The organism is Bacteroides luti (assembly GCF_900128905.1).
GTDB classification, from domain to species: Bacteria; Bacteroidota; Bacteroidia; order Bacteroidales; family Bacteroidaceae; genus Bacteroides; species Bacteroides luti.
In genome coordinates, this window is the sequence record NZ_FQTV01000007.1 from 160,800 (window position 1) to 187,252 (window position 26,453).

21 protein-coding genes and 2 tRNA genes are annotated in these 26,453 nt (G+C 36.8%); 9 read left to right on the top strand and 14 right to left on the bottom strand.

All coding sequences use genetic code 11. The annotated features are described in order from the left end of the window. Window positions 1–275 precede the first annotated feature (275 nt). From BUC21_RS08220 to BUC21_RS08250, 7 genes are all read right to left on the bottom strand, one after another. Window positions 276–2,348, bottom strand: coding sequence for a VapE domain-containing protein (locus BUC21_RS08220; RefSeq protein ID WP_073401112.1), 2,073 nt, complete (start codon window positions 2,346–2,348; stop codon window positions 276–278). Between the two features lie 203 nt (window positions 2,349–2,551). Then, window positions 2,552–2,797: a hypothetical protein gene (locus BUC21_RS08225; RefSeq protein ID WP_073401114.1), complete on the bottom strand. Its 246-nt coding sequence runs from the start codon at window positions 2,795–2,797 to the stop codon at window positions 2,552–2,554. Next, window positions 2,790–2,999: a DUF6132 family protein gene (locus BUC21_RS08230; protein ID WP_073401116.1), complete on the bottom strand. Its 210-nt coding sequence runs from the start codon at window positions 2,997–2,999 to the stop codon at window positions 2,790–2,792. The genes BUC21_RS08225 and BUC21_RS08230 overlap by 8 nt, the downstream gene beginning before the upstream one ends. 372 nt (window positions 3,000–3,371) lie before the next feature. Beyond that, entirely contained in the window at window positions 3,372–3,740 is a 369-nt protein-coding gene (locus BUC21_RS08235; RefSeq protein ID WP_073401119.1) for a DUF190 domain-containing protein, read from the bottom strand. A 2-nt stretch (window positions 3,741–3,742) separates the two neighbouring features. Beyond that, entirely contained in the window at window positions 3,743–4,120 is a 378-nt protein-coding gene (gene crcB / locus BUC21_RS08240) for a fluoride efflux transporter CrcB (RefSeq protein ID WP_073401121.1), read from the bottom strand. 127 nt (window positions 4,121–4,247) lie between these two features. Continuing rightward, window positions 4,248–4,321: transfer RNA gene (locus BUC21_RS08245), tRNA-Thr, on the bottom strand. 65 nt (window positions 4,322–4,386) lie between these two features. Further along, window positions 4,387–4,460, bottom strand: a tRNA-Thr gene (locus tag BUC21_RS08250). A gap of 339 nt (window positions 4,461–4,799) precedes the next feature. On the opposite strand from BUC21_RS08250, the gene BUC21_RS08255 reads away from it, so the two are divergent. From BUC21_RS08255 to BUC21_RS08275, 5 genes are read left to right on the top strand one after another with little or no spacing between them, the layout of a single operon-like run. Beyond that, on the top strand, window positions 4,800–5,399 hold the full coding sequence (locus tag BUC21_RS08255; RefSeq protein ID WP_394332754.1) for a DUF4199 domain-containing protein: 600 nt from the start codon (window positions 4,800–4,802) through the stop codon (window positions 5,397–5,399). A 4-nt stretch (window positions 5,400–5,403) separates the two neighbouring features. Next, a complete protein-coding gene (locus BUC21_RS08260; RefSeq protein ID WP_073401123.1) occupies window positions 5,404–6,354 on the top strand; it encodes a glycosyltransferase family 2 protein in 951 nt (316 codons plus the stop codon). 18 nt (window positions 6,355–6,372) lie between these two features. Then, the gene (locus BUC21_RS08265; protein ID WP_139261340.1) at window positions 6,373–6,852 is read left to right on the top strand and encodes a DUF6452 family protein; all 480 of its coding nucleotides are present in this window, start codon (window positions 6,373–6,375) and stop codon (window positions 6,850–6,852) included. Next, window positions 6,821–7,537, top strand: a complete 717-nt coding sequence (locus BUC21_RS08270; RefSeq protein ID WP_073401127.1) for a DUF6048 family protein — start codon at window positions 6,821–6,823, stop codon at window positions 7,535–7,537. The genes BUC21_RS08265 and BUC21_RS08270 overlap by 32 nt, the downstream gene beginning before the upstream one ends. 2 nt (window positions 7,538–7,539) lie before the next feature. After that, a complete protein-coding gene (locus BUC21_RS08275) occupies window positions 7,540–8,112 on the top strand; it encodes a manganese efflux pump MntP (RefSeq protein WP_073401129.1) in 573 nt (190 codons plus the stop codon). A 74-nt stretch (window positions 8,113–8,186) separates the two neighbouring features. On the opposite strand, the gene panD is transcribed toward BUC21_RS08275, so the two are convergent. Then, a complete protein-coding gene (gene panD / locus BUC21_RS08280) occupies window positions 8,187–8,540 on the bottom strand; it encodes an aspartate 1-decarboxylase (RefSeq protein WP_073401131.1) in 354 nt (117 codons plus the stop codon). Window positions 8,541–8,557: 17 nt separating this feature from the next. After that, window positions 8,558–9,406 carry a pantoate--beta-alanine ligase gene (gene panC / locus BUC21_RS08285; RefSeq protein ID WP_073401133.1) on the bottom strand — a complete coding sequence of 283 codons (849 nt, stop codon included), beginning with the start codon at window positions 9,404–9,406 and terminating at the stop codon, window positions 8,558–8,560. 249 nt (window positions 9,407–9,655) lie between these two features. Between panC and BUC21_RS08290 the strand changes: the two genes are divergently transcribed. Continuing rightward, the gene (locus BUC21_RS08290; RefSeq protein WP_073401135.1) at window positions 9,656–10,474 is read left to right on the top strand and encodes a glycogen/starch synthase; all 819 of its coding nucleotides are present in this window, start codon (window positions 9,656–9,658) and stop codon (window positions 10,472–10,474) included. Between the two features lie 54 nt (window positions 10,475–10,528). Here BUC21_RS08290 and BUC21_RS08295 read toward each other — a convergent pair whose 3' ends face one another. The 4 genes from BUC21_RS08295 to BUC21_RS08310 form a co-directional block, all read right to left on the bottom strand. Continuing rightward, window positions 10,529–11,929: a glycoside hydrolase family 57 protein gene (locus BUC21_RS08295; protein ID WP_073401137.1), complete on the bottom strand. Its 1,401-nt coding sequence runs from the start codon at window positions 11,927–11,929 to the stop codon at window positions 10,529–10,531. Between the two features lie 18 nt (window positions 11,930–11,947). Next, window positions 11,948–13,216 carry a glycosyltransferase gene (locus BUC21_RS08300; RefSeq protein WP_073401139.1) on the bottom strand — a complete coding sequence of 423 codons (1,269 nt, stop codon included), beginning with the start codon at window positions 13,214–13,216 and terminating at the stop codon, window positions 11,948–11,950. An 18-nt stretch (window positions 13,217–13,234) separates the two neighbouring features. Then, window positions 13,235–15,178 (bottom strand): glycogen debranching enzyme N-terminal domain-containing protein, encoded by a 1,944-nt coding sequence (locus tag BUC21_RS08305; RefSeq protein WP_073401141.1) that lies wholly within the window; start codon window positions 15,176–15,178, stop codon window positions 13,235–13,237. 184 nt (window positions 15,179–15,362) lie between these two features. Then, the gene (locus tag BUC21_RS08310) at window positions 15,363–15,965 is read right to left on the bottom strand and encodes a MarC family protein (protein ID WP_073401143.1); all 603 of its coding nucleotides are present in this window, start codon (window positions 15,963–15,965) and stop codon (window positions 15,363–15,365) included. Between the two features lie 202 nt (window positions 15,966–16,167). Here BUC21_RS08310 and BUC21_RS08315 point away from each other — a divergent pair, with 202 nt between their 5' ends. After that, window positions 16,168–16,887, top strand: coding sequence for a Crp/Fnr family transcriptional regulator (locus BUC21_RS08315; protein ID WP_083547652.1), 720 nt, complete (start codon window positions 16,168–16,170; stop codon window positions 16,885–16,887). A 79-nt stretch (window positions 16,888–16,966) separates the two neighbouring features. Here the strand turns inward: BUC21_RS08315 and eno are convergent, their stop codons facing one another. Then, a complete protein-coding gene (eno, locus tag BUC21_RS08320) occupies window positions 16,967–18,247 on the bottom strand; it encodes a phosphopyruvate hydratase (RefSeq protein ID WP_073401147.1) in 1,281 nt (426 codons plus the stop codon). Window positions 18,248–18,574: 327 nt separating this feature from the next. Between eno and BUC21_RS08325 the strand changes: the two genes are divergently transcribed. Both BUC21_RS08325 and BUC21_RS08330 read left to right on the top strand, forming a co-directional pair. Further along, complete coding sequence (locus tag BUC21_RS08325) at window positions 18,575–22,729, top strand: hybrid sensor histidine kinase/response regulator transcription factor (RefSeq protein WP_073401149.1); 4,155 nt, start codon at window positions 18,575–18,577, stop codon at window positions 22,727–22,729. Between the two features lie 561 nt (window positions 22,730–23,290). Next, window positions 23,291–26,443 carry a SusC/RagA family TonB-linked outer membrane protein gene (locus tag BUC21_RS08330; RefSeq protein ID WP_073401151.1) on the top strand — a complete coding sequence of 1,051 codons (3,153 nt, stop codon included), beginning with the start codon at window positions 23,291–23,293 and terminating at the stop codon, window positions 26,441–26,443. Window positions 26,444–26,453 lie beyond the last annotated feature (10 nt).

The following is a 26,453-nucleotide window of genomic DNA, read 5'->3' on the forward strand; positions in this document are numbered from 1 at the left end:
TAGTCGATTGTGTACATGATCGATATGATGTCTCGTTTTGTTTTTGCTAATTCATATAGTCATATTTGCTAATATGCCTATATGTTTGAATTATAATGTCTTATGTGACTTTGGGCTTCCTTTATTGATTGAATAGTGGTGTACATGGTGTACTTAAAAAGACTATTTTTGCTTTCTGGAAATTAAATTTTGAAAATTCCGCAATTTGCAGAATTTTCAAAAAAATATTTTGCAGAACGAAAAAAGAACGATTTATGTACACCATGTACACCACTTTATCTGAGTACTACTTCATATTGGGTTATTCCTCTAGATTTTCTGAAGCTGTAATTCAGGGACTTAAGATTTCTGCCTAGTTTCCATATCATCTTCTTACTAATAGCAATCCCCGTTTTACTCTTAATATATTCCGCCAATTTTGCAGCAGAAAGGAATATACCTTCCTCTTCACCTTCCGGTTTGCGGTAGTACTCATAGAAAAGTTCCATATCCGCGTCCGTTTCCATGTATTGCTGGTTGTGCTGTTCCACAATGCTATTTTCTTCTGAATTGAAGTAGTAACGGAATCCATTCAGAATCATGTTCCATGCTTGAGCATAGAGTTGCTTGTAGTCTATGGTGAAATCGAAATTGATAGGACCGGTTACTTCATGGCATAGGTTACGACGGCTACCTGTATAATCTCTCAGAATATCCATGTGATTGGTTGTGCCGAAGAAGGAGGCATGACGCGTGAAATTTCGCGGCGGACGATCGGGCGAGGTGCGTATATTGATGTTGAACGTGGTGAACAACTCTTTTACCGTTTCCTGATCGTAGCGCTGAATGGTGTCCAGCTCGTCGATATTCAGAATGGCACTGGTGCTTAGTTTCATGCGGGTGGCGTTGGCATTGTTGGAAAATACGTTGGCATCGAAATGACTTTTTCGCCACTCGGGAGGCAACAGACGTTCCGGCCAGGTGGATTTTCCCATACCGTGTTTGCCGCCAATCAATACCAGAATCTGGTGGTTAATTACTCGGTCGTTTATCAATGAAGCAACTAATGCAACGAACCATTTGCGGAAGCACCATTCAAAATATTCAGGATCTTTGGTTGGTACGGTGGCTGCCACATCGGCAATATAGTCATGCCCGTCCCATTCGGTGAAAGGTACAAAGATAAAATCCTTGAAAGGGTGGTAGGAGGGGGTAAACTCGGAATCTACCATTGCCTTTACATCATTCAGGGTACAGTTTATTCCTTCTTTGTGTGCCCGGATATAAATGGTGTTGAGGTGATGGTCGCGAAGTTCGGTCCACTCATGACTGGTATGATCGGCATAACGAAATTCAATGCCTTGCAGTATTACATTGCGGCGCAGCATGAAGTTGCGTTTTATAAACTCTTCGAGCAGGTGTGTCTCCTTCTCCACTTTTGTCAGTCCGCTGTCAGTACCAAACGCATTTTCGTACTCTTTGTACTTAATTCGGATGGTGCGGCGGAGGTCATCGGCAGTAAAATGGTTGGTAATACAGCGTGGAAGTGCCAGTTTGGCTGTTTCTGCTTCAGGAATTCCTGCCAGGCAGCAAAAGTATGCCAAACCGTACACAAATTGTGACCGGTTTTCTTCCAGGAAAGATTCCTTGTTGAGTGTATTAGAATAAGCGCGGTCGAATGCTCTTTTTATTTCAAGATCCCGTGCTTCGCCAATTGGCAGATGTGCAAATGAAATGGGGTCTCCCTCCATGTTGCGAAGTAACTTTTCCGGTTTCTTTTCGTAATCCTTTTTGGTGGCTACCAGAAACACTTCTGCTTCAGGGTTAAAGAATAATTTTGGATCGTAGGTGGCGGTGGTTAGTTGTGCCAGTGAGTGTGTACTTTTCTTGAAATCAGCGTATAAGCATGATTCGTAATAGATGCTGACGGTTGCAAATGCCTGCTCGTGAAACTTCGCAATCTCTTCATTTGTCTGAGGTTGTGAATTATCCGGACGAGATACAGGTGTAAGAATGATAACTTCTGTTCCCTCTGTATTTATGAAAGAGGCGAGGGTGTTGGGTTCTTTAGCTGCATTATCCCGAAGGGTTTCGGCTTGTTCCGGTTCCAGTTTTGTGCTGCAAAGCTGAACAATTCCGTTGTACTGCTCCATATTGGTTTTAGTACGTCCGCCATTGAAAGTGGCGCCAAATGTGAAAGAGGGGAGTTGTTCCCATGCTTTGGTTGCGTCTGCGTTGTTGTTTCGGATATCGTCGACGAGGCTTGCATATTTTAAACTGCTGAAAGAGTTGATTACTTCTGCCATCGGACTGTTTTCAAGAAATGTAGGGCGGCCTTTATTTCCACCTTTGTAGTGTGAAACATTCATAGAGATTTGGTTTAAAATTTATATATATAGAATCTATTCTATTACAAAAGTCGTGCCAAAAGTCTATAATTTTCAAATTATATATTTAAACAGGTTGCGGATGGTTGAAATAGCGTGAAAATAAAAATCTTTCGATAAACAGTTGTTGTGAAACAACGCTTACCGAAAGATTTGCCTGATTTGGTTAGGTATAGTAAGTTCTTTTATTTTTTACCAGGTTTGTATTCTTCTATTTCGCCTTTAAAGACTTGATTCTGACTGTCTGTTCCGGAAGATGCGCATCCACCTGCTCCACAACACGATAGGTTGAAGACTGCTTGTAGTAAAAATAATCCGGCCAGGAAAAAGAAACCGTAGTCTTTTGATACGATGGCGTATATGCTAAGTGCGATACTGAGTATTAGACGGATGATACGACCGGAATCCCAATTCTTTAATAGATTATTCATTGCTTTTCTCCTCTCTTTTAAAGATGCTGAACAATAATCCTCCCATAACTGCACCCCACAATGAACTTAATAAGGGTGAGGAGGTGATAGGACAACTACCACTTGAACAGCCAATGAATAGCCAATACAGATAGCCTCCCAATGCTCCGATTACCACTCCCAGTAATACGAGCCAATATTGTGTGAATACTTTTTTTATCATTGTAAGCTGTATTAAGTTCTTTTGATTTTAAATTTCCTATGGAAATATATTCCTTAGGTGTTCGGTGCAAAGATATATATATTTTCTTATAAAACAAATTTCCTATGGAAAACAATAACGAAAAGAGTTAAATTGAATAAAAAATATAATCAGGTGGTATATATTATTAATGTGGGGAATATTGTTTGAGGGGTATGGGCAAAAAAAATGGTTGTCATCACGACAACCAATCTTTGTTAACCTTAAATCTAATACTATGAAAAACACATTACAAATGTACGACTTATAATTTAATTTGCAAACAAATGAAATAAAATTGGATGCTTTACAACATATTTTAATAAATATTTGGTTTGGTTAAGTATGTTGTCGTTATTTTTTCAATTTATTCTTTCCATTACCCTCTTTATTTAAAATTATAGTGGTGTTTTCTGTTGTAATAAGACAGCCGGTGGGCAGGTAATCAAACCAGGGAAGTATTTTTTCGATAAAAGCATCAATCTTTTGAGATTCGTCTATAATTTCCACTACGACAGGTAGTTTCTCTGTGATTTCCCAGAATTTAACCGAACGGATAATACTGCTTGATCCGTATCCCATAACTCCCTTTGTAACTGTTGCTCCGGCAAGTCCGTAGCGTTTTGCTGCGAAAACAATTGTTTCGTAAAGAAGTGAATGCTTAAATTTATCTGTGTTGCTGGTAAATATCCGCAATAACTTTGCTTCCCCTTTTATTTCCATATTCAAAATATTTTAGTGATTAGATTACCTAAATAGGTGGCTATTAATCCAAGGAAAATGCTGAGACTTGTGTAAAGTGCAAAATAGAAAAAGTTGCCATCTCTCAACAGAGACATGTTTTCGCTGGCAAATGTTGAAAAGGTTGTAAACCCACCACAAAATCCGATAGTGAGAAATATTCGCAGTTCGTTATTTACCAGATTGCCCCGTTCAAAAAGTCCGTAAAATAGTCCGATAAGGAAACATCCTAATATATTCACAACAAATGTTCCGAGTGGAAAGGATGAGAAGATGTTGTTTTGCATAGCTCTTGACAGGAGATAGCGTAATATTCCACCGATAAAACTTCCGGAACCAATGATGAATAATATTCTTATCATATTGACTTTAGATTTTTGGTCTTTACAAATGTAAGAATAAGGAGGAATAAAATACAGCTTGAGGAAAGATTTTTATTACTGAAAGTAAAAAAATAAGGCACCTCAATAATGAAGTGCCTTACTTTTGAGCCTCTTGTCGGATTCGAACCAACGACCCCGAGATTACAAATCACGTGCTCTGGCCAACTGAGCTAAAGAGGCGAAGATATATATTTTTTCAATTTTTTATTTTTAGGCACTTCTATAAAGAAGTGCCTTGCTTTTTGAGCCTCTTGTCGGATTCGAACCAACGACCCCGAGATTACAAATCACGTGCTCTGGCCAACTGAGCTAAAGAGGCGGGTGGGTAAGCTTACTATATCGCGCCGCTACAACCAACTACCTTTGCTGCGATCAAGCCCTGGAGGATTTGCTGGGAGCTAGCCGTATAGGACTTACCCGGGTGCAAAGGTAGATATTTTATTTTACCCTGCAATACCTCCCCGAAACTTTTTTTAGGGTGGATGGACTAAGCGGCTACTTTTCAGTTACTTAAAAGAACGAAAAAAAATCATTTTTTTTTGTGGCTGGTAAGAATGTACATGGAAAGCCGGAATCTTTATACCATTTTAATAATTTTCATTTCATTTCGTACTACTTCTTGATGTAAAAATTGTATTTTTGTGCACAAATATAAAAGATGATAATGGAGAACAGAAGCTTTATGAATAAGTATGCCATGCAGTATGGCACTTACATGGGGATTTTTTGGATTATAAAATTTACTTTATTCCCGCTTGGGTTTACAGTACCTTTTCTGGAGTTCTTCTTTCTTTTACTGACATTACTGGTTCCTTTTGTAGGATATTATTTCACGAAAATGTACCGGGACAGAATCTGTGGTGGGTCTATTACCTTTGGTCATGCATGGGTATTTGCTACTTTTATGTATATGTTTAGTGCATTGCTTACGGCTGTAGGGCACTTCGTATACTTCAGATTCATGGATAATGGCTTTATTGTAACCTCTTATCTTGATATGCTTCATGCGGTAGACAAGAATCAGGCTGCTTCTGCCGGACTGGGTAGCTCGCTTAAGCAATTCGAAGAAACCATAAATACGCTTGGTAGTCTTCGCCCGATTGAAATTACTATGCAATTGCTTTCACAAAATGTAATATACGGATCTTTACTGGCTCTTCCTACTGCTCTTTTCGTTAAAAAAAGGGCTGCTTTTCCTATAGATAATAGCGAGGAGGATAGTAAAGACGATAATAATCAAGACGAAAATAAAGAATAGAAATATGGATATATCTGTAATAGTACCGTTGTATAACGAAGAAGAATCTCTTCCAGAACTTTATGCATGGATTGATAGGGTGATGAAAGAAAACGATTTTTCTTATGAGGTGATCTTTGTAAATGATGGCAGTACCGATCGTTCATGGGATGTAATTGAAGAACTTAGTGCAAAGTCGGAAACTGTAAAAGGTATTAAATTCCGTCGTAATTATGGTAAGTCGCCTGCTTTGTTTTGTGGATTTAAAAAAGCGCAAGGGGATGTGGTAATTACTATGGATGCTGATTTGCAGGATAGTCCGGATGAAATTCCTGAACTTTACAGAATGATTACAGAGGATAAGTATGACCTGGTTTCCGGATGGAAAGAAAAGAGATATGATCCGCTTTCGAAAACAATTCCTACAAAGCTGTTTAATGCTACAGCCCGCTCTGTTTCGGGCATTAAGAATCTGCATGATTTTAATTGCGGACTAAAGGCTTATAAAAAAGATGTTGTGAAGAATGTTGAAGTATATGGCGAAATGCATCGTTATATACCTTATTTGGCTAAAAATGCCGGCTTTTCAAAAATAGGGGAGAAGGTGGTTCAGCATCAGGCTCGTAAATATGGCTCTACTAAATTTGGTATGAGCAGATTTGTGAATGGATACCTGGATTTACTCTCTTTGTGGTTCCTTTCTAAATTCGGGAAAAAACCAATGCATATTTTTGGATTGCTGGGTTCATTGATGTTCTTCTTTGGTTTCATATCTGTTATTGTTGTGGGGGCATCTAAACTTTACTCTATGTATTCTGGATTAGAGTACAGACTGGTAACTGAATCTCCTTATTTTTATCTGGCTCTAACCTGTATGATTATTGGTACTCAACTGTTCCTGGCCGGATTTGTAGGTGAACTTGTTACACGTAACGCTCCCGAACGTAATAATTACAAAGTAGAAAAAGAACTGTAAAAACTGTTTGGAAAAATTATGAGACATCTATTGAAACTCTTGTTTTTTACAGTGTTTACTTGCTGTGCCGTAAGCTTTTTTATGGCATGTGGTGAGGCTTCCGAGTCCTCAGTGGGACGACTTTCGCCGCTATTTAAATTTGTAACTAAAAGTACGCTGAAGGAAAAGTCGTTTGATTCGCTCACTGTGGTTGCTCTTAATACTGTTCGGGGTGACTCGATAATTATTGATAACCAAAAGACAGTTACTTCTGCCAATCTTCCGCTTAGTTATGTTGACACCATAACAGCATTGGTCTTTAAATATTCAAAAGATACGATTGATACGGTTTGGGTTACTCATACTAATACTGAGCATTTTATTTCTATGGATCGTGGGGTAGCTATGTTTTATCACATAAACAAAGTGGAACACACCAAACATTTAATAGATTCTATCGCAATAGTAAATTCGGAAGTTAATATCAATGAAAAAGAAAATATTCGCATCTATTATTAGTGCACTTGCTTTGTTCGTGTTCTCTTTTCCTGCTCTTGCTCAACAGCAACAACAACGCCAAGTGCTGAGGAAAGGACAGAAGAAAGTAATTAGTAAGATACCCAAAGAGGTGTTTCCATTGTATAATGGTACTTTTGTTGGGGTAGACTTGTACGGAATAGGAAGCAAAGCGTTTGGAGGTGATTTTTTAAGTTCTGAGGTTAGTGTTGATGTGAATCTGAAGAACCGCTTTTTCCCGGTTGTGGAATTAGGTTATGGTAAAGTAGATAAAGATAATAATAGTATTTCCTATAAATCGTCGGCTCCATATTTCAGAATAGGTATGGATTACAACTTAATGTTCAAGAAAAAGAACTTAAGTCACATGTATATTGGAGCCCGATATGGTTTTACAGCTTTGAGTTATGATGTGAAAAGTGTCGGACTTGATGATGATATTTATTCGGGACAAGTACCTTTTGAATATACAGGAGAGAACACTACTGCTCATTGGATGGAATTGGTTGGTGGTATCAGGGCCGAGGTCTTTAAAAACGTTTTAATGGGATGGTCTTTGAGATACAAAGCTAAGATTAGCGTGAAAGATAATGTTCATTCAACACCTTGGTACATTCCGGGGTTCGGAGAGAATAAGTCCTCTAACTTTGGGATTACATACTCTTTGATTTATAAGTTACCTTTATAATAATGACAAATTTAGAAAATTGGCTGCTTGCTGTGGGGCTGGCAATGGATTGCCTGGCTGTGTCGATAGCAAGTGGCATTATTTTTAAGAAAGTTCACTGGGGCAATATCCTTACAATGGCTTTCTTCTTTGGTTTTTTTCAGGCTTTAATGCCTTTCCTGGGATGGTTCGGTGCTAGTAGGTTCAGTCATTTGATAGAGAATGTAGACCATTGGCTGGTTTTCCTTATTCTTGCTTTTCTTGGTGGAAGAATGATCTGGGAATCGTTTAAGGACGAAGAGTGCAGGAGTGACTTTAATCCGGCTTGTTTAAAGGTTGTTTTTACATTGGCCATAGCAACTAGTCTGGATGCCCTTGCGGTTGGTGTGTCTTTCGCCTTTATGGGGATGAGAACCGTTAATAGCATTATTTCACCGATATTGATTATTGGTCTTGTTTCTTTTGTAATATCTGTCTTTGGCTTACTGTTTGGAATATTCTTTGGATGCAAACACAATATGAGAGTGGAACTGTGGGGCGGACTTATATTGATAGGTATTGGAACAAAAGTGCTGATAGAACATCTTTGTTTATAAATGATATAAAAAAATCCTGCTATAGAGAATATCTGTAGCAGGATTTTTTATGCTATATAAATCAGGAATGTAATTTATTCAACTAATTTATTGGTCATGGTGTCGGGGAAAACCACTGTCGGTTTAAAGCTTTTAGCTTCTTCAAAATCCATCATGGCATAAGACATGATAATAATGATATCTCCAACTTGTACCTTTCGGGCAGCTGCACCATTCAGGCAAATCTTACCTGTACCACGTTCGCCTTTTATAATATAAGTTGAGAAACGTTCACCGTTATTGTTATCTACGATATGTACTCTCTCATTGGCGATGAGGTTGGCCGCATCCATTAAATCTTCGTCAATTGTAATACTACCCATGTAATTTAAATCAGCCTCTGTTACACGTACACGGTGTAGCTTTGACTTCATTACTTCAATCATCATAAGGTTGGTCTTTTTAATTAAATCTCTTTATATTTTATGTTATCAATCAGTCGGACTTGTCCACAGAATACTGTGATGCAGCCCACTGCGTAATTTGTATCTGCCCAGTCTTTCAAGTCCTGTAATGTGTAACCATCAACAATCTTAAAATACTCCAGGCGTAGCCCTTGCTCAGCGGCAATTGATTCTTCTACGAAGCGAATTGTTTCACTCACTGAGTGATCTGCTGCAAAGGTACGACTTTTAAATAATGTTTGAGATATTTTTAATGCTATTTCACGTTCTTCAGCAGATAATAATGAATTGCGGCTGCTTAGAGCCAATCCGTCGACTTCACGAACAATTGGACAGCCTACAATTTCAATATCTAAGTTCAGCTGTTTAGTCATCTCACGAATGATGGCCAGCTGCTGGAAATCTTTTTCTCCGAAGTATGCGCGGTTTGGTTTTACTGCATAAAAAAGTTTACTTACAATTTGTGCTACACCATTAAAGTGCCCTGGACGGAAAGCTCCCTCCATAACTGTATCCAGCGGTGCAAAGCTGAATTGACGAGTATCTGGTTGCGGATACATTTCTTCTACCGATGGGGCAAAAACAAAAGAGCAGCCATTGGCTTCCAATAATTTGCAGTCGGCATCCAGAGTACGTGGATATTTTATTAAATCATTTTTATCGTTGAACTGAGTGGGATTTACAAATACACTCACTACGGTTACATCATTTTCTTTTACGCAACGCTTTACTAAAGAGGCATGTCCTGCATGTAAAGCGCCCATAGTAGGGACTAACCCAACCATTTTACCCTGAGCTGTTAGTGCAGATAACTCTGACTGTAACTCATTGATAGTGTGTACAATTTTCATTTTTAATTTTGATTGTTTGATCTGTTGTTTTAAAAAACGGTGCAAAATAAGCTAATATTTATCACATAACGAAGAATTATTTGAAATTTATATAATGAAATGCTCTTGCTTGTTTTAATTTGATTTTAATGCTTATGTGCTGATTAATAGAAACTTAATAATTAGCGAGATGTTATTGAAGGATAAAACTTGCATAAATGCGCTTTTTTTTTTATATCTTTGCAGAATATTTATGAGAAAGATAATAAAATGATGAAGGCTAACAAGGTTTTATTTATTACACAAGAGATTACTCCTTACTTGCCCGAGTCCGAAATGGCTAATGTTGGAAGATATCTTCCTCAGGCTATTCAGGAAAAGGGAAGAGAAATCAGAACATTTATGCCTAAGTGGGGTAATATCAATGAGCGCAGAAATCAATTGCACGAAGTGATTCGCCTTTCGGGAATGAACCTGATCATTGATGATACAGATCATCCGTTGATTATAAAAGTGGCTTCGATTCAGGCTGCCAGAATGCAGGTATACTTCATTGATAATGATGATTATTTTCAACACAGATTACAAGCTGCTGATGAAGATGGAAATGAATATGATGATAATGACAGCAGAGCTATATTTTATGCCCGCGGTGTAATTGAAACGGTAAAGAAACTCCGTTGGTGTCCTGATGTTATTCACTGTCATGGATGGATGTCGGCTTTGGCTCCATTATATATTAAGACTGTATACAAAGATGAACCTTCGTTTCGTGATGTGAAGATTGTGTTCTCTGTATATGAGGATGATTTTAAAAATAAACTTTCTCAGGATTTTGCCTCTAAAATAATGATGAAAGACTTAGCAGGCATTGATTTATCTTCTGTTCAGGGTGATGTTGATTATGCTGGTTTGATTAAGCTTGCTATCGATTATTCCGACGGGGTTATTCAAAACAGTGAGAATGTAAATGAAGAAGTGATGAACTATGCTCGCAGTAAGAATATTCCGGTTCTTGATTTTCAGTCTCCTGATAATTACATTGATGCTTTCAACGAGTTTTACGATAAAGTTTATGATAATGAATAGATATCATAAAAAAAGCAGCTCAATTTGAGCTGCTTTTTTTATGATTGGTTTTTCCTATTCTTTCTTCGCTACTTTTTTAGTTTTCTTTTCTTTAGTTTCTTTCTTTTCCTTCTTCTCTTTCTTCTCTTTCTTTTCCTTAGTTGTATTAGTTGCTGTTGTTTCTTTATTCACTTTACTAAGTTCCAGCATATCAATCTTCTTACGTAAGGTCTCAATCTCATCTCCTTGATTTTTTATCGTTGTAAGCAGGGAGTTCAATTCTTCATTATCCAAATCTTCCGGATAAAGGGAGTTTACTCTGTTGATAAAGTCGGCCAGAACATTCATATAATTTGAAAAAGCCTCGTAGGCTGAGTCGTAACTATCTCTGTCGATACCAAGACCGGTATGTTTAGTTGACATGAAACGGAAGTTGTGGCAAGCCTGTAAATAGTCCCAGTCTTGCTTGATCCTTTTATCATGGCATAGTCTTACACGCTCTGATAAACTATATAGCTTATTAAAGGCCTCACGCTGAAGACCGTTTCCTAACCAGGCACTTATATCTCTTTCTTCGTCCAGCCAGGATATTGGATATAGAACCTCAATAGGAGAGATTGATTTGGATTTGGAAATAATCTCAGAAGGAGTAGAGAATGTTATTCCTTTTTCACTGGCACAACCCGGTAACGCTTTCAAGAATTCCAGAATGTTTGAAGATAGAGGCTGTGCTATACCTATAGCATCTAAAGGCATGAAGATATTGATCACTTTTTCTTCTTTTGGCAGTGAGTCAATCCAACTGATGTATTTATCAGCAAACAGAGGATACTCGCTCCATTCATGATTGGAGAACCGAAGGCTGATATCATCTGAAAGCTTGTAGTCTCTGAATAATATTTTAAGCTCGGGTGCCTGATTGCAATGATATACATAATGAGGACTCTTCCATCCTAGAATATGTTTTGCTCCCTCAGTGAGCACTCCTTTAAATCCCATATCGGCGATTGTGCTGCCAATTTCATCTGAATAAATAAGTCCTGTATTTCTGAATACAGTTGGTGCCTGACCAAAGAGTTGTTTTGTTTTTCTGCATTGGTGCTGAACTTCCTCACGGAAACTTTGTTCATCGATCAATGAAGAGAGTCCGTTGGAATATGTTTCGGCCAAGAACTCGCAGCAGCCTGTTTTGCCCAATTCTTTTAGTTTGTCGATAACGCAGGGAGCATGCATTTCCAATAGCTCCATTGCTACTCCGGATAGAGAAATGGCTACTTTGAAAGCTCCGTTTGAGCTTTTAACCATCTCAATTAATGTGTCGATTGCAGGTTTATAAGAACGCTCAACAGTATCACTTAATTTAGTTTCATTGGCGTAATCGTCATAATAATAGTGATCAGTGCCTATGTCAAAGAATCGATATCTCTTCAGATGAAAAATCTGGTGTATTTGAAAGTATAAACAGATTGTTTTCATATTGATTATATTTTTTTATTATCTATAATTCTGTAAAATATTGTCGTAAATGGAACGTACTTTATAGCCTACGTTTTCCCATTTTATTGCATCAACTTCTCTTTTACCTTCTGTCTTTAAGTATTCATACATAGCAGGATAGGTACAGATGGAATAAATAGCATCGGCCATAGCATGAATATCCCAATAGTCTATTTTGATACAATTGTCTAAAATCTCAGCACATCCCGATTGTTTCGAGATAATTGTTGGTACACTAACCTGCATTGCTTCCAGTGGAGAGATACCGAATGGTTCCGAAACCGAAGGCATGATATATACATCGCTGGCTTTGAGTACTTCGTATACTTGTTTTCCTTTCATAAATCCGGGGAAGTGGAAACGGTCGGCTATACCTCGTTCTGCTACCAGACTAATCATTTGGTTCATCATATCGCCATTGCCGGCCATCACAAAGCGAATGTTTTTTGTTCTGTGAAGAACCATTGCCGCGGCTTCTACAAAGTATTCCGGACCTTTTTGCATGGTTATTCTTCCCAAAAAGGTTACAATCTTTTCTTTTTTGCTTTTTTGAGGAACAATATTCATAATCTCCTGAGATAATGGAGATACGGCATTATGCACGGTAGTTACTTTTCGTGGATCCTGATGGTATTTATGAATAACCGTTTGACGGGTTAACTCACTAACACACATGATGTGATCGGCATGATCCATTCCGTTCTTTTCTATTGAGTAAACTGTGGGATTTACATTTCCACGGCTTCTGTCAAAATCTGTTGCATGTACATGGATAACCAGTGGTTTTCCAGAAATTTGTTTAGCATGAATACCGGCAGGGTAGGTTAGCCAGTCGTGCGAATGAATGATGTCATATTGTTGCTGACGAGCAACAACGCCAGCTACTATGGAGTAATTATTAATTTCTTCCTGTAAGTTATCCGGATAGCGACCGGAAAATTCAATGCAACCTAAATCGTTGGTATGAAGATAATTGAAATCTGCATATATATGGTCTCGTAGCTCATAGTAATCCTGTGGATTCATATAGCCACCTACGCGACTATTAACATAATCCCAATTCACATCCCTCCAGACTACCGGAGTGCTGTTCATACCTATAATCTTTAAAAAACTCTGATCTTCATCTCCCCAAGGTTTGGGTATGCAAAAGGTAATTTCCATATCTTCCTGCATAGACATACCTTGTGTAAGCCCATAGCTGGCTGTTCCTAAGCCTCCTAATATATGAGGGGGAAACTCCCATCCAAACATTAAAACTTTCATCTTTATTTCCTCCTCTTATTAATAGTATTTATTAAGTTGCTTTAATACGTGTAAGATTAACGCAACATTCATTGCGAATGATACTGCTCCCCGTCCTTTAAAAGGAGGGTTGCCATCGAATAGCTCTGGTATAGAACTAATGCAATGCTTTCTCATTTCTTCCTCAAATCCTATTAGTTGGCGTTCAATAAAGGAAACTCCGCTTGTTTTATAAATACGAAGGTATGCTTCCATATAGAATCCCATCAGCCATGGCCATGCTGTGCCTTGGTGGTAAGCGCAATCTCTTAATATTTGTGGTCCTACATAATTGGGGTTATATCCGATACTTTTGGGACTTAACGAACGTAGTCCTTTTGGAGTAAGTAACTCTCTGGTTGTAATATCAAGAATCCGCTTTTTTTGTTCTGGCTTAAGCGGCGAGTATTCAAATGCCACGGTAAATATCATGTTGGGACGTACAGCCCAGTCGGATGGTTGTCCGTTAACATAATCCAGTAGGTAACCATGTTCGTTCAGGAATACATCAATGAAAGATTGGGCCGTTGTTTTTGCTAATTCATCCAGTGAATCTGCGAATATCGATTCGGCTTTATCTCCTGTATGCATCATTCCGGCTACAAAACGAAGTGCATTGTACCATAAGGAGTTGACTTCAACAATATATCCGGTTCTTGGAGTCACAGGACGATCGTTGATTGTGGCATTCATCCATGTAATAGCTTTATTTTCTCCGTTTGAGTATAGCAATCCGTTATCATGTAAGAATAGGTTATCATGTTTGCCTTTATGAATAAACTCGATAATGTCTTTCAGAAGGTCACCGTATTTTTCTTTACATTGTTCCGCTGATGTAGCATTTGCATATTGCTGTATGGCCCATATTGCCCAAAGTAACACATCCGGATCTTCAATCTCATATATCTTACAATTCAGCGGGCGGTTGTTTATATAATTCTCTATTGCTTCCTGTGCTGTTTCCATTACCGATTCAAATTCTTCAACTTCATCGACAGCAAGTGTTAAACCTGGCAAGGAAACAAACATATCACGAGCACGACATTTAAACCAGGGATATCCGGCTAACAGATAGTGCTTGCCACCTTGTTTATTATGAAACTGGTGAGCTGAGTTTTTCAGACAGTTGAAGAAACTGTCACGTGGAGTACGTCTTGCTGCCTGTTCCTCGAATTTCTCAAACATGTCGTTTGTTGAAGCCTCAGATATACCGGCAGAGAAAATAATGCTTTCTCCCTTTTTAATGTTAACTTCAAAATATCCCGGAACATAAAGGTCTTCGTTTGAATCGTATCCTCTTTCTTGTTCTTTAGTATATTCTATTCCTTTATACCAATATGGCTCAAAATGAAATTCATTTTTCTTATTAAGCTGCATAAATAATTCAGGATATCCTGGATACATACAGGTTTTTATACCATTTTCAACTTCCTGATATTCTCTGTTTGCATGTGGGTTCTCATGAGTATACTGACGTACGCTTCTAAATGCGAGAAGTGGACGAAAACGAAGAGTAGTAGCAGAATGTGCATCTACTAATGTATATTTAATCAATATTCTATTCTCATAATGAACAAAGATTTTTTCTTTGGTAAGAATAACTCCACCTACACGGTAAGTGGTAATAGGGATTTTTTCACAATCAAATTCACGGATGTATTTATGCCCCTTGGGACTATAGTTGTCTCCCTGATATTTATGCAAACCAAGGTTAAACTCAGCTCCGTGTTGAATAACTGTTTCATCTAAAGAAGAGAGTAAAACATGATTTTCGTCGTCTAACTCTGGAACAGGAATCACTAGTAATCCATGATATTTTCTTGTGTTGCAATCGACTATTGTTGTACAATGATATGCTCCCGATTTATTGGTCCGAAGAATTTCTCTAGGTAAAGATTCTTCAAGATTAATCATGAGAGTTTTGTCAAATCGCAGATAACTCATAGTTATATAGGCTTTTAAAAGGTTTATTATTAATTTTATGGTTACAATATAACGTTGCTATCTCCAAAAATAATGATTTTTGCGATAAAATAGTCTTGTTTGCTTCTTTTTTTTTGCTTTTGGGCATAAAAAATCCCGGCTGTTTATTGAAAAAAGCCGGGTTGAGTAATATTTATGTTATTTACTATAAACCGCCTTGAAGAAATGTGATCAGGTTGGTAATGTTTGCAGTAAACAGTTTTACAGCAATCGCAAGCAAAATAATACCAAAGAATTTCCGGATAACATAAATGCCTCCTTTTCCTAGAAATCTCTCTACTTTTCCTGTTAGCTTTAAAACGATATATACCCAGATCATGTTGAGCACTAAGGCTATCATGATATTTACGCTGGCATATTCCGCACGTAGTGATAATAATGTTGTAAATGCACCAGCTCCTGCTAATAGAGGGAACACAAGAGGAACAAGTGTTGCTTCTTTAATGGGACCTGTGTTTTTAAATATTTCAACGTCGAGAATCATTTCCAGTGCCATGAAAAATATAATAAGTGCACCGGCTATTGCAAACGATTCTATATCAACCCGGAAGAGGCTTAATAATAGATGACCTGCATAGAAAAAACCTACCATCAGTGCTCCTGAGTATACAGTTGCTTTAACGGCGTTTACTTCACGTCCTTTTTCTCTAAGATCTATGATAATTGGAATAGAACCAATAATATCTATTACTGCGAATAGTACAATAAATGCACTAATCATATCCTGAATATCAAATGCTGCAAACATATCTAATTATTTTTTAAATGCAAAGATATTATATTTTTATGCATTTTACAACATTTTACTATATAGAAAATAATCATGCTTAAGAAACAATAAAAAACAAAAAAAGAAGAGTGTGTAAATGAATATAATCAAATTTTATCAATATATTTGTAATGAACTAGAATTAGACTATTTTATAACTGTAATACCAAAAATGGTTGTTATGGAAACTATGTACGAGACTTTGCTTAAAATGCCTCTTTTCCAAGGATTAGGTGAAGACGAAATTACAAAAATCGTTGGAAAAGTGAAATTACATTTTCAGAAATATAAAGCTGGAAGTGTTATATTGAGGAGCGGTGACCCTTGTAATGAACTTACCTTTTTATTAAAAGGTGAAATAATGCTTGAGTCTACCGATAAGGATAATAATTTTGTGTTAAAAGAATTCCAGTCAGCTCCTGATCTCGTTGGATTCTATTCTCTTTTTGGAATTAAAACGTGTTACTTCTCTACTTATACTGCGGAAACAGATGTTGATGTTGTTTCTATAGATAAGTCTTTTATTCTAACTGAGCTTGATAAACATGATATTTTCCGTTTGAATTTTCGTAATATTCTGTCAAATAGGTTACAACAGTTTCATGATAGATTGTGGCAATTTACCTATTCCTGTCTGGAAACAAAGATTGTTGATTTCTTGTTGGCACGATGTGAAAAACCTTATGGCAAAAAGCAGCTGAAGATTAAAATGGAAGATTTTGCTGCAATTATTGGTGAAACACGTTTATCTGTATCCAAATGCCTGAACCAATTAGAAAAGGATGGATTGGTTATTCTTCGTAGAACGGAAGTAGAGATTCCCGATTTAAACTTATTAAAACTGTGGAAAGAAAAGTTTCTGATGACCTTTTCTCACAATAAAGAAATAGTAAATGAGTAATAAATAAAGCCTCAAAATCGATTCGGATTTTGAGGCTTATTTGTTTTATGAAAGTTCTTTGACTTTCACCTTATTGCATTTATTTCACTCGTTTGTACCCATAAACAGCTAAATCTCCTAATTCTTCTTCAATGCGGAGTAGTTGATTATATTTCGCCATACGATCAGAACGGCTTAATGAACCAGTCTTAATTTGTCCGGAGTTTGTGGCTACAGCAATATCCGCTATCGTAGCATCTTCCGTTTCGCCAGAGCGATGAGAGGTTACCGTAGTATATCCGTGGCGATGGGCCATTTCAATAGCATTCAGAGTTTCTGTCAGTGTGCCAATCTGGTTTACTTTGATTAATATAGAGTTTGCACAACCTAGCTCAATACCTTTCGATAAGAAGTCTACGTTTGTTACAAACAAGTCGTCGCCTACAAGCTGACATTTATCTCCGATTTTATCAGTAAGTAATTTCCATCCTTCCCAGTCGTTTTCACTCATTCCATCTTCTATTGAGTCGATAGGGAATCCTTTAATCAATTCTTCCAGATAAAGTGCTTGCTCTTCAGAAGTTCTTTTCTTACCTTTTGCACCTTCAAATTTGGTGTAGTCATAGGTTCCATTGCTGAAGAACTCTGATGATGCACAGTCTAAACCGATAGTTATATCTTTGCCAGGAGTGTAACCGGCTGCCTTAATAGCAGCAATAATGGAGTTAAGCGCATCTTCGGTACCTTCGAGCGTTGGAGCAAAACCTCCTTCGTCACCTACAGCTGTACTTAATCCACGGTCTTTAAGAACTTTTTTCAACGCATGGAAAACTTCAGCTCCCATTCTTAATGCTTCTTTAAAAGATGGTGCACCAATAGGTCTGATCATGAATTCCTGAAATGCAATCGGAGCATCGGAGTGCGATCCTCCGTTAATGATATTCATCATCGGTACAGGCAATACATAAGAATTTACCCCTCCGATATATTGGTAAAGTGGTAAGTCCAGATAAGCAGCTCCGGCTTTAGCTACAGCCAGCGACACGCCTAAAATGGCGTTTGCTCCAAGTTTTGATTTGGTTTTTGTTCCGTCCAGCTCAATCATGGCTTTATCAATACCTCTTTGATCAAGCGTTGATTTTCCGATCAACTTAGGAGCAATTATCTTATTTATATTATCAACTGCTTTCTGTACACCTTTACCTCCATAGCGGGCCTTAACGCCATCTCGCAATTCTATTGCCTCATTTTCACCTGTGGATGCACCTGATGGGACAGAAGCTCTGCCTACAATACCTGATTCTAATATTACGTCAACTTCTACAGTTGGATTACCTCTTGAATCGAGAATTTCTCTTCCTACAATCTTTTCTATTTTCATTTTATCAAAAATTTAAGTTGTTACTGCAAAGATAAAAGATTATATGACATTTTATCCTTTTAAAGAAAAAACATTGCTATTAAAATAAAGTTTTTATAAAAGAGGTCCTTTCTTGTACAGATTAAGCATATTTAGTAATACAGCATGCAACTGTAATGCTTTGTTTATCAATATTTATATTTGTTATTTTGGTTTGTAACAAGTTGTTCTTCTTGTATTTAACAATAACTATTCTGATGGTTTATCTATTATCAGAACTTATTTACCAATAATTTGACCTCATTAAATGCTATTCTGCATATCTTTGCGTAATCATTAAATCTATTTATGCAGAATATAAACTATCCAATATTACAGAAAGTATCTTTATTTTTACTTTTATTGTTTTGTCCATTTTGGGCAAATTCTCAAAATGAAATTATTCAGCATTTAAAGTTTAAACAGCTTTCTACGCTTAATGGCTTACCTACTGATGAGGTGCAGAAGGTTTTTCAGGATAAAGATGGTTATATATGGATTGCTACAAGAAGTGGCTTGTGTCTTTATGACGGTTATCAGGTAAAAACTTATAAGGCTAATCTATACACACCGGAATTGTTCACAAGTAATAATATCCTTTGTCTTGCCGACGACAATAACCACAATTTATGGATTGGTACCCTCGACGGGCTGAATATTCTCAATAAGAAGACTGGTGTAATACGTAAGATTTTTATTCCCGGAATTGCAAACAATGCAATTTCATGTTTACTGATTGGCAAAGATAATACTGTTTGGGTAGGTACAGATTCTGGCTTATGCAGATATATTCCTCAGAATGATTCTTTTGAAGTTCTGGTTAATTCGAAGACTAATGGTGTATTGAATCCAACTGCTATTAAGTCTCTTATTGAAGATTCGAAAGGGAATATATGGATTGGTACATGGTCGGCCGGACTTTACAGATATGATCCTAAGGTTAAAAGGTATTATGCATATCCTAAAATGAATAATCGTAATTCGGCTCATGTTATTTATGAAGATTACAAAAAAAGGATATGGGTTGGTACATGGAGTGAGGGATTGTTCTTATTAGAGAACCCTTATGATATGAAACATCTGCGATGGAAGAAGTTTGTTCATCAGAATGGAAATCCTAATAGCTTGTCGGATAATATCGTCTATTCAATATCTGAGGATCTGAATACTCACACTCTTTGGGTGGGTACGCGTAGCGGACTTAGTATAACTCCGCAGGATGGCTCGGGATATTTTATTAATTATCTTCCAGAAAGTAAAAGTTATCCATTGATTAGTAATGAGGTTAACTCTATTATTAGAGATCATTTTGGAATGATGTGGATGGGAACTATTGGAGGTGGTGTGTGTTGGGTGAGCACTAAACAAACTCATTTTAATCAATATAATATTGAATCGATTAAGAGTGAACTACCTACAAACTCGGTGAAAAGTCTTTATGTAGATGACGACGGACTGGTTTGGATGGGGATAGGTACTTATGGATTGGCTGCATACAATCCAAAAAATAATGTTTGCAACTATTATCCAAAGATTCCTGAATTCTCCAATATAAGTAGCATGCCTACTGTCAACACGATTGTTCGCATGAAAAGAACAAATGAATTGTGGATAGGTACTTATGATGGAGGTATCTTTGTTTACAAGAAAGGGCAGAAGGTAAAGGTGATGTTACCCGAGAATACTCCTTTTTTAAAAGAAGCTTGTGTTTCCGCTATAAAGGAAGACAGGAAGGGCAACTGCTGGATTGGTACCCGTAGTGGATTATGCGTGAGGTATAATAACGGTAAAGGTTATATCTTTAATACTCTTTTGGTTAACAATAAAGATCTTAGTCGTTGTACCATTCGTTCTCTCTGCGAAGACAACGACGGAACAATATGGTGTGGTACGGGAAATTATGGACTAATACGTCTTTCCGGAAATTTACAGAATCCTAAATTAACGAAGTTTACTCAATATTCGTTGAGTAACAACAAACTGAATTGTTTGGATGCTCTATGTCTGTTTAAGGATAATATAGGAAGACTATGGCTTGGAACAGAAGGAGGAGGACTTAATTTGTATGATAGAGAAAAAGATACTTTTATTTCCATTAATAAACTTATTAATCTTCCGGGGGATGTTGTGAGTAGTATACAACAGGATAAGAAAGGAAATCTTTGGCTTGGCACAAATTATGGTCTTGTAAGGTTGCGTGTTGAAAAGAACCTGAAAGAATCGAGTTTCCGTGTTTATACTACAGCAGATGGTTTGCAGGATAATTTCTTTATTCAGAACTCTTCTTTTAATAAGAACGGAGAATTGTTTTTTGGTGGATATAAAGGATATAACAGTTTCTTTCCTGACAGAATGGAAGATAATGTGATGAAAGTTCCTGTTGTTATAACAGATATAAAGATTCTTAATCAGAGCTTCGGAACTCTGGATGATGAACTTAGAAATAGAATTTCTGAAGAGACTCCAGGATTTACAAAAAGAATAGAGCTACCTTATAAATATAAGAACTTTACAATTGAATTTGCTGCTCTGGTTTATAATAACTCAAGGGGAAACAAGTATGCATATAAGCTGGAAGGATTCGATAAAGACTGGCAGTACACAGATGCATTGCGCCGATTTGCGAATTATAATAACCTGAAGAGTGGTACTTATACATTCAGACTGAAGGCAACGAATGAAAATGGTGTGTGGAATGAAACGGAAACAGTATTGGAAGTTGTTATTCTTCCTCCTTTCTGGGCTACCTGGTGGGCTTACCTATTATATATAATTGCAGGAGTTCTGATAGCTCGTTTCTCTTTAAGAGTTGCAAGGAACAGAATGCAGTTGAAGAATGATTTGAAATTGCAGCAGATGGAACAGGTAAAATCAGAAGAAGTAAACCATGCGAAACTGCAGTTCTTTACAAATATTACTCACGAACTTTTAACTCCGCTGACTATCATCTCGGCTACTGTTGATGATTTGAAGATGATTTCTCCTCAAAACCGCGAACATTATGGTGTGATGCAGAATAATATATCTCGTCTGATTCGTTTGTTGCAACAGATTCTTGAATTCAGAAAAGCCGAAACAGGTAACCTGAAACTAAAGGTGTCTAATGATAATCTGGCGGTGTTCTTGAGAAAAGAGGTAGAGAGCCTTCGTCCTTTGATGAAAAAGAAAAAGATTCATTTGTCGGTAGTTTGCGATCCGGAAAATATAATGGGGTATTTTGATCCTGACAAGTTAGACAAGATAGTATATAACTTACTGTCCAATGCTTCCAAATACAATAGTGAAGGCGGATTTGTTCAGGTAAATCTAAGTTGTGATTCAAATAAGGAATATGCAATACTTTCTGTAAAAGACAATGGAAAGGGTATCCCTCCGGAGAAAGTAAAGACTTTATTTAAACGTTTTTATGAAGGAGATTATCGTCGCTTTAATACCATTGGCACAGGAATCGGACTTTCTCTGACTAAAGATCTGGTAGAATTGCATCAGGGAACTATTACTGCTGAAAGTGAAGTTGATAAAGGTACTACTTTCACTGTCAGGATACCAATAGATTGTTCATTCTATAATGAAGATGAAATAGATGAGATGAAGGATGTATCTTCAGAAGGAACCATTTCGGATCTTGAACTTTCTGTTCCGGAACCGGAAAAAACTACTGAGGCAAAATCTCATTCTTTATTGGTTATTGAAGATAATGAGGAGTTGTTGCAACTGATGACTCAATTATTAAGTAGAGAATATAATGTGCTTACAGCGCAAAACGGCAAGGAGGGTATTTCCATTGTTGAGAATGAAGATATTGACCTTATTGTATCCGATATTATGATGCCTGAGATGGATGGTATAGAGTTTTGTAAACACATAAAGAATAATTTCGAAACTTGCCATATACCTTTGATTCTGCTTACTGCAAAGAATAAAGAGGAAGATAGGATTGAAGCTTACGATTCCGGAGCCGACGGGTTTATAAGCAAACCATTCAAGCTTACTGTATTGCATGCTAAAATTAAAAATCTTCTGAAGAACAAAGAGAGGGTAGCGAAAGATTTCAAGAAACAATTGGTTTTTGAAATGAAAGAGCTAAGCTATACAAGTATGGATGAAGACTTCTTGCAACGTGCTATTGACTGTGTTCACAGACATCTTGACAATTCAGAATTCGACCAGCAGCAGTTCATTGAAGAAATGGGTTCAAGTAAGTCTACTTTATATAAGAAACTGAAATCGCTTACCGGACTCAATACATCGGCCTTTATACGTAACATTCGATTGAAAGCTGCCTGTAAAATTGTAGAAGAGAAAAAGAAAATCCGGATCTCGGAATTAGCTTATGCAGTTGGATTTAATGACCCTAAGTATTTTAGTGCATGTTTTAAAAAAGAGTTCGGTATGCTGCCAAGCGAATATATTGAAAGATATATGCCGGAATCGTTTGTCCCGGAACCTGAGGAAAACGAATAAGAATATATAAGGTTTGCCTGTTGGATTATTGCCCAATGGTTTCCATTTATTCACCAATAAACCTGAATCCATTGGGCAATAAATTGTAATTTAATAAATCAGTACATTAACAAGCAACTACTATCAGTACTTTTATTGCTTTTTTAAATAGAATGCATTGTTTAATGAGCATGTAATCAGTTATTTATGTGTTTTTTCCTTTTGTGAACTTTTCATTATTAAAAATCAGAAAGATATAAGGTTGTTTTGAGGGGGGTAACATGCTCTCTCCTTCTGAAACCCTTTGGTAATGGGGGTGCTAAATTTTATCCCGAGACATATAAAAGATGTTTTATTTAAAGTTTGTCACCACAGGTAAAATATGCATACGTGTAATTGACACTAATAGTAAAAGAATGAATTTATCTCTTAATGTAAGTGGGTATAATTATAGCTCAAAGTAGTAGAATATCCCATATTCCTCTTAAAATAGCTATATTCAGACTTCTGTATTGTTAAGGATTGATAAATTTGCTAAGTGATTATTAAGCAAAGATGTTTAATCTTAAAGTTTATAACTAAATGAAAAAACAAAAAACTTTTCATGAGTGTAGAGGAAAACGGCAGCTTGTACCTGTTAAATGGGTAATACGCTTGTCTGTTTTATTATTTGCACTTTATTCCCCTTTTCAACTAAGACTTTTTGCCGAAAATAACTCTCTGGAAATATCTCAGCAAAGTACGCAAAAGATTTCCGGCGTTGTTAAAGACTCAAAAGGAGAATCAATCATTGGTGCTAATGTGTTGATTGAAGGCACTAAGGTTAGTACTGTAACAGATTTAAATGGTATTTTTACTCTCCAGTTACCTAATGGAGCAGCAAGACTTAAAATCTCTTTTATTGGATATAAAGATAAAATTGTTCCAATAAGAAAAGGTGTTTCTATGTCTATCGAATTAGATGAAGATACACATGTATTAGATGAAGTTCAGGTTGTAGCTTATGGCGTTCAGAAGAAAGTATCAATTACAGGTGCTATTTCTTCTATGAAGGGTGACGATCTGCTAAAAACACCTGTGGGTTCTATCTCTAATATTCTTTCAGGACAGATTACTGGTGTTTCTTCTGTTCAGTATTCAGGAGAGCCCGGTGCCGATGCTGCAGATATTTATGTTCGTGGTATTGCTACATGGAACGATGCTTCTCCAATTATTCAGGTTGATGGAGTAGACCGTGATTTCTCACAAATCGACCCAAATGAAATTGAAAGTATCACAGTTCTTAAGGATGCTTCTGCTACGGCTGTATTTGGTGTAAGAGGTGCAAATGGTGTAATATTGATAACAACCAAACGTGGTGCCGAAGGCAAAGCAAAAGTTTCACTTTCCAGCTCGTATGGGGTTAATGTTATGACAAAGCAACTTGATTTTGCTAATTCTTACCAGTATGCTTCATATTATAATGAGATGCAGGTAAATGATGGTGGTGTACCTACCTTTAGTAATGATCAACTTGAAAAGTTCCGCACACATTCTGATCCTATTCTTTATCCGGATATTAACTGGATTGATTATTGTATGAAGAATTCAGCGTTCCAGTCACAACACAATGTTAATATCTCAGGTGGAACTGAAGGTATGCGTTACTTTGTTTCAACTGGTTTGTTTACTCAGGCTGGTATGTTTAAGCAATTTAATGCGAACGATGATTTTAACTTTGATTATAAAAGGTATAACTACAGAGCAAATCTTGATTTTGATATAACTAAATCTACTTTGTTATCTGTAAATATCGGTGGTAGGGTAGAAACTAAACGTACTCCGGAATCAGGAGAAGATCAAAACCAATTATTCCGTAAGCTTTATTGGGCTGTACCTTTTGCCGGTGCCGGAATTATTGACGGTAAACGCGTTGTATCGAATGCTGATTATTTGCCATTCACCGGTACTGATGGTCTTTCTTCATATTATGGAAAGGGATTCAGAACAACAACTACTAATGTATTAAATCTCGACTTGGCTTTAAATCAAAAGCTGGACTTTATAACAAAAGGACTTTCCTTAAAATTGAAAGGTGCATATAATAGTGAATATGCAAATAAAAAAGTCGCAAGTTCTTCAAAAGCATATTATACTCCTATATCAGGAGCAAATGGTGCTATTGATTATAGAAAAAATGGATCTGATTCTCAATTAAGCTATAGCGAACCAGACGATCAGTTCAGTAAAGCGCGTGACTGGTATATGGAATTGGGTATGAATTATTCCCGCAAGTTTGGAGATCATAATGTGAACGGTTTGGTGTTGTACAATCAATCAAAAAGATACTATCCCGGAGGTTCTTATGATGATATACCTTCTGCATATGTAGGTTTTGTTGGTCGTGCTACTTATGATTGGAAATCCAGATATCTGGCAGAATTCAATATTGGTTATAATGGTTCTGAAAACTTTGCTCCGGGTAATCGTTATGGAATTTTCCCTGCAGGTTCATTAGGATGGGTTCTTAGTGAGGAATCATTCTTTAAGCCAATTAAGAATGTTGTTAGCTATATGAAACTACGTGCATCTTTAGGTGTAGTAGGTAATGATAAATGTAATAATCAACGTTTCTTATATATTCCTGATGCTTATAATCTGGGTGGCGGATACTATTTTGGTACAAATACAGGAAGTAGTAAGCCAGGTGCATACGAATCAACAAAATCTTATGCAAATGTTACATGGGAAAAAGCTACAAAGCAAAATTATGGAGTGGACTTTACTGTTTTGAAAGATCATTTGAATGTTTCTTTTGACTATTTCTACGAGAAACGAAAAGATATATTAATGACTCCGGATTATTTGCCAAGCATTCTTGGAATGAGCCTTCCGGTTGTTAATGTTGGTAAGACAGAAAATAAGGGTTTTGAACTTCAATTGAAATGGAACGATCAGGTTGGTAAAGATTTCCGTTACTGGGCAAATGCTAATCTATCTTTTGCACGCAACAAGATTTTATATATGAATGAGGTGAAGCAAAATGAAAATTGGATGTACAAAACTGGTCGCGTTATTAGTTCAAGATCTATGTATAAGTTCTGGGGATTCTATGATGAAACTGCCGATGCAAGATATAAAGCTCAGTTTGGTCATGAAATTGCCGATCATGGTATTGAACTGAAACCTGGTGATTGCGTATATACTGATTTGAATAATGATGGCAAGATTACAGGTGATGATGCTACTCGTAATTTAGGTTACACAGATGCTCCGGAATATACAGCCGGATTAAATATGGGATTTAGCTGGAAGAATTTTGATTTCTCAATGCAATGGACAGGTGCATGGAATGTTGACCGTATGTTAAGCGAATTCCGTCAACCTCTTGGAGATACATTCAACAAAGGTTTGTTGCTTTATCAATACGAAAAGACATGGCGCACATCCGAAGATACATACTCTGCTAAATATCCAAGAATTTCGGGCTTACATGCATCAAATAACTATGCAGGTTCTGATTTATATCTTATTGATGCTAGCTATTTGAGATTAAAAAGCATTGAATTAGGTTACAATTTTGATTTTGCTTTCATGAAAAAATTGAAAATGAACCAATGTCGTTTGTATGTAAATGGATATAACTTGTTGACTTTTACAGGATTTAAATGGGGAGATCCGGAATCAAGACAAAGTGATCGCCCAAATTATCCATTAACTCGAGTATTTAATATTGGTTTAAAGGTTGGATTCTAATACTTTGATA

Bases quoted from the DNA above. Each gene is read 5' to 3' on its own strand.
- BUC21_RS08220 (WP_073401112.1), bottom strand. From the start codon at position 2,348: ATGAATGTTTCACACTACAAAGGTGGAAATAAAGGCCGCCCTACATTT.
- BUC21_RS08225 (WP_073401114.1), bottom strand. From the start codon at position 2,797: ATGAATAATCTATTAAAGAATTGGGATTCCGGTCGTATCATCCGTCTA.
- BUC21_RS08230 (WP_073401116.1), bottom strand. From the start codon at position 2,999: ATGATAAAAAAAGTATTCACACAATATTGGCTCGTATTACTGGGAGTG.
- BUC21_RS08235 (WP_073401119.1), bottom strand. From the start codon at position 3,740: ATGGAAATAAAAGGGGAAGCAAAGTTATTGCGGATATTTACCAGCAAC.
- crcB (WP_073401121.1), bottom strand. From the start codon at position 4,120: ATGATAAGAATATTATTCATCATTGGTTCCGGAAGTTTTATCGGTGGA.
- BUC21_RS08255 (WP_394332754.1), top strand. From the start codon at position 4,800: ATGATAATGGAGAACAGAAGCTTTATGAATAAGTATGCCATGCAGTAT.
- BUC21_RS08260 (WP_073401123.1), top strand. From the start codon at position 5,404: ATGGATATATCTGTAATAGTACCGTTGTATAACGAAGAAGAATCTCTT.
- BUC21_RS08265 (WP_139261340.1), top strand. From the start codon at position 6,373: ATGAGACATCTATTGAAACTCTTGTTTTTTACAGTGTTTACTTGCTGT.
- BUC21_RS08270 (WP_073401127.1), top strand. From the start codon at position 6,821: ATGAAAAAGAAAATATTCGCATCTATTATTAGTGCACTTGCTTTGTTC.
- BUC21_RS08275 (WP_073401129.1), top strand. From the start codon at position 7,540: ATGACAAATTTAGAAAATTGGCTGCTTGCTGTGGGGCTGGCAATGGAT.
- panD (WP_073401131.1), bottom strand. From the start codon at position 8,540: ATGATGATTGAAGTAATGAAGTCAAAGCTACACCGTGTACGTGTAACA.
- panC (WP_073401133.1), bottom strand. From the start codon at position 9,406: ATGAAAATTGTACACACTATCAATGAGTTACAGTCAGAGTTATCTGCA.
- BUC21_RS08290 (WP_073401135.1), top strand. From the start codon at position 9,656: ATGATGAAGGCTAACAAGGTTTTATTTATTACACAAGAGATTACTCCT.
- BUC21_RS08295 (WP_073401137.1), bottom strand. From the start codon at position 11,929: ATGAAAACAATCTGTTTATACTTTCAAATACACCAGATTTTTCATCTG.
- BUC21_RS08300 (WP_073401139.1), bottom strand. From the start codon at position 13,216: ATGAAAGTTTTAATGTTTGGATGGGAGTTTCCCCCTCATATATTAGGA.
- BUC21_RS08305 (WP_073401141.1), bottom strand. From the start codon at position 15,178: ATGAGTTATCTGCGATTTGACAAAACTCTCATGATTAATCTTGAAGAA.
- BUC21_RS08310 (WP_073401143.1), bottom strand. From the start codon at position 15,965: ATGTTTGCAGCATTTGATATTCAGGATATGATTAGTGCATTTATTGTA.
- BUC21_RS08315 (WP_083547652.1), top strand. From the start codon at position 16,168: ATGGAAACTATGTACGAGACTTTGCTTAAAATGCCTCTTTTCCAAGGA.
- eno (WP_073401147.1), bottom strand. From the start codon at position 18,247: ATGAAAATAGAAAAGATTGTAGGAAGAGAAATTCTCGATTCAAGAGGT.
- BUC21_RS08325 (WP_073401149.1), top strand. From the start codon at position 18,575: ATGCAGAATATAAACTATCCAATATTACAGAAAGTATCTTTATTTTTA.
- BUC21_RS08330 (WP_073401151.1), top strand. From the start codon at position 23,291: ATGAAAAAACAAAAAACTTTTCATGAGTGTAGAGGAAAACGGCAGCTT.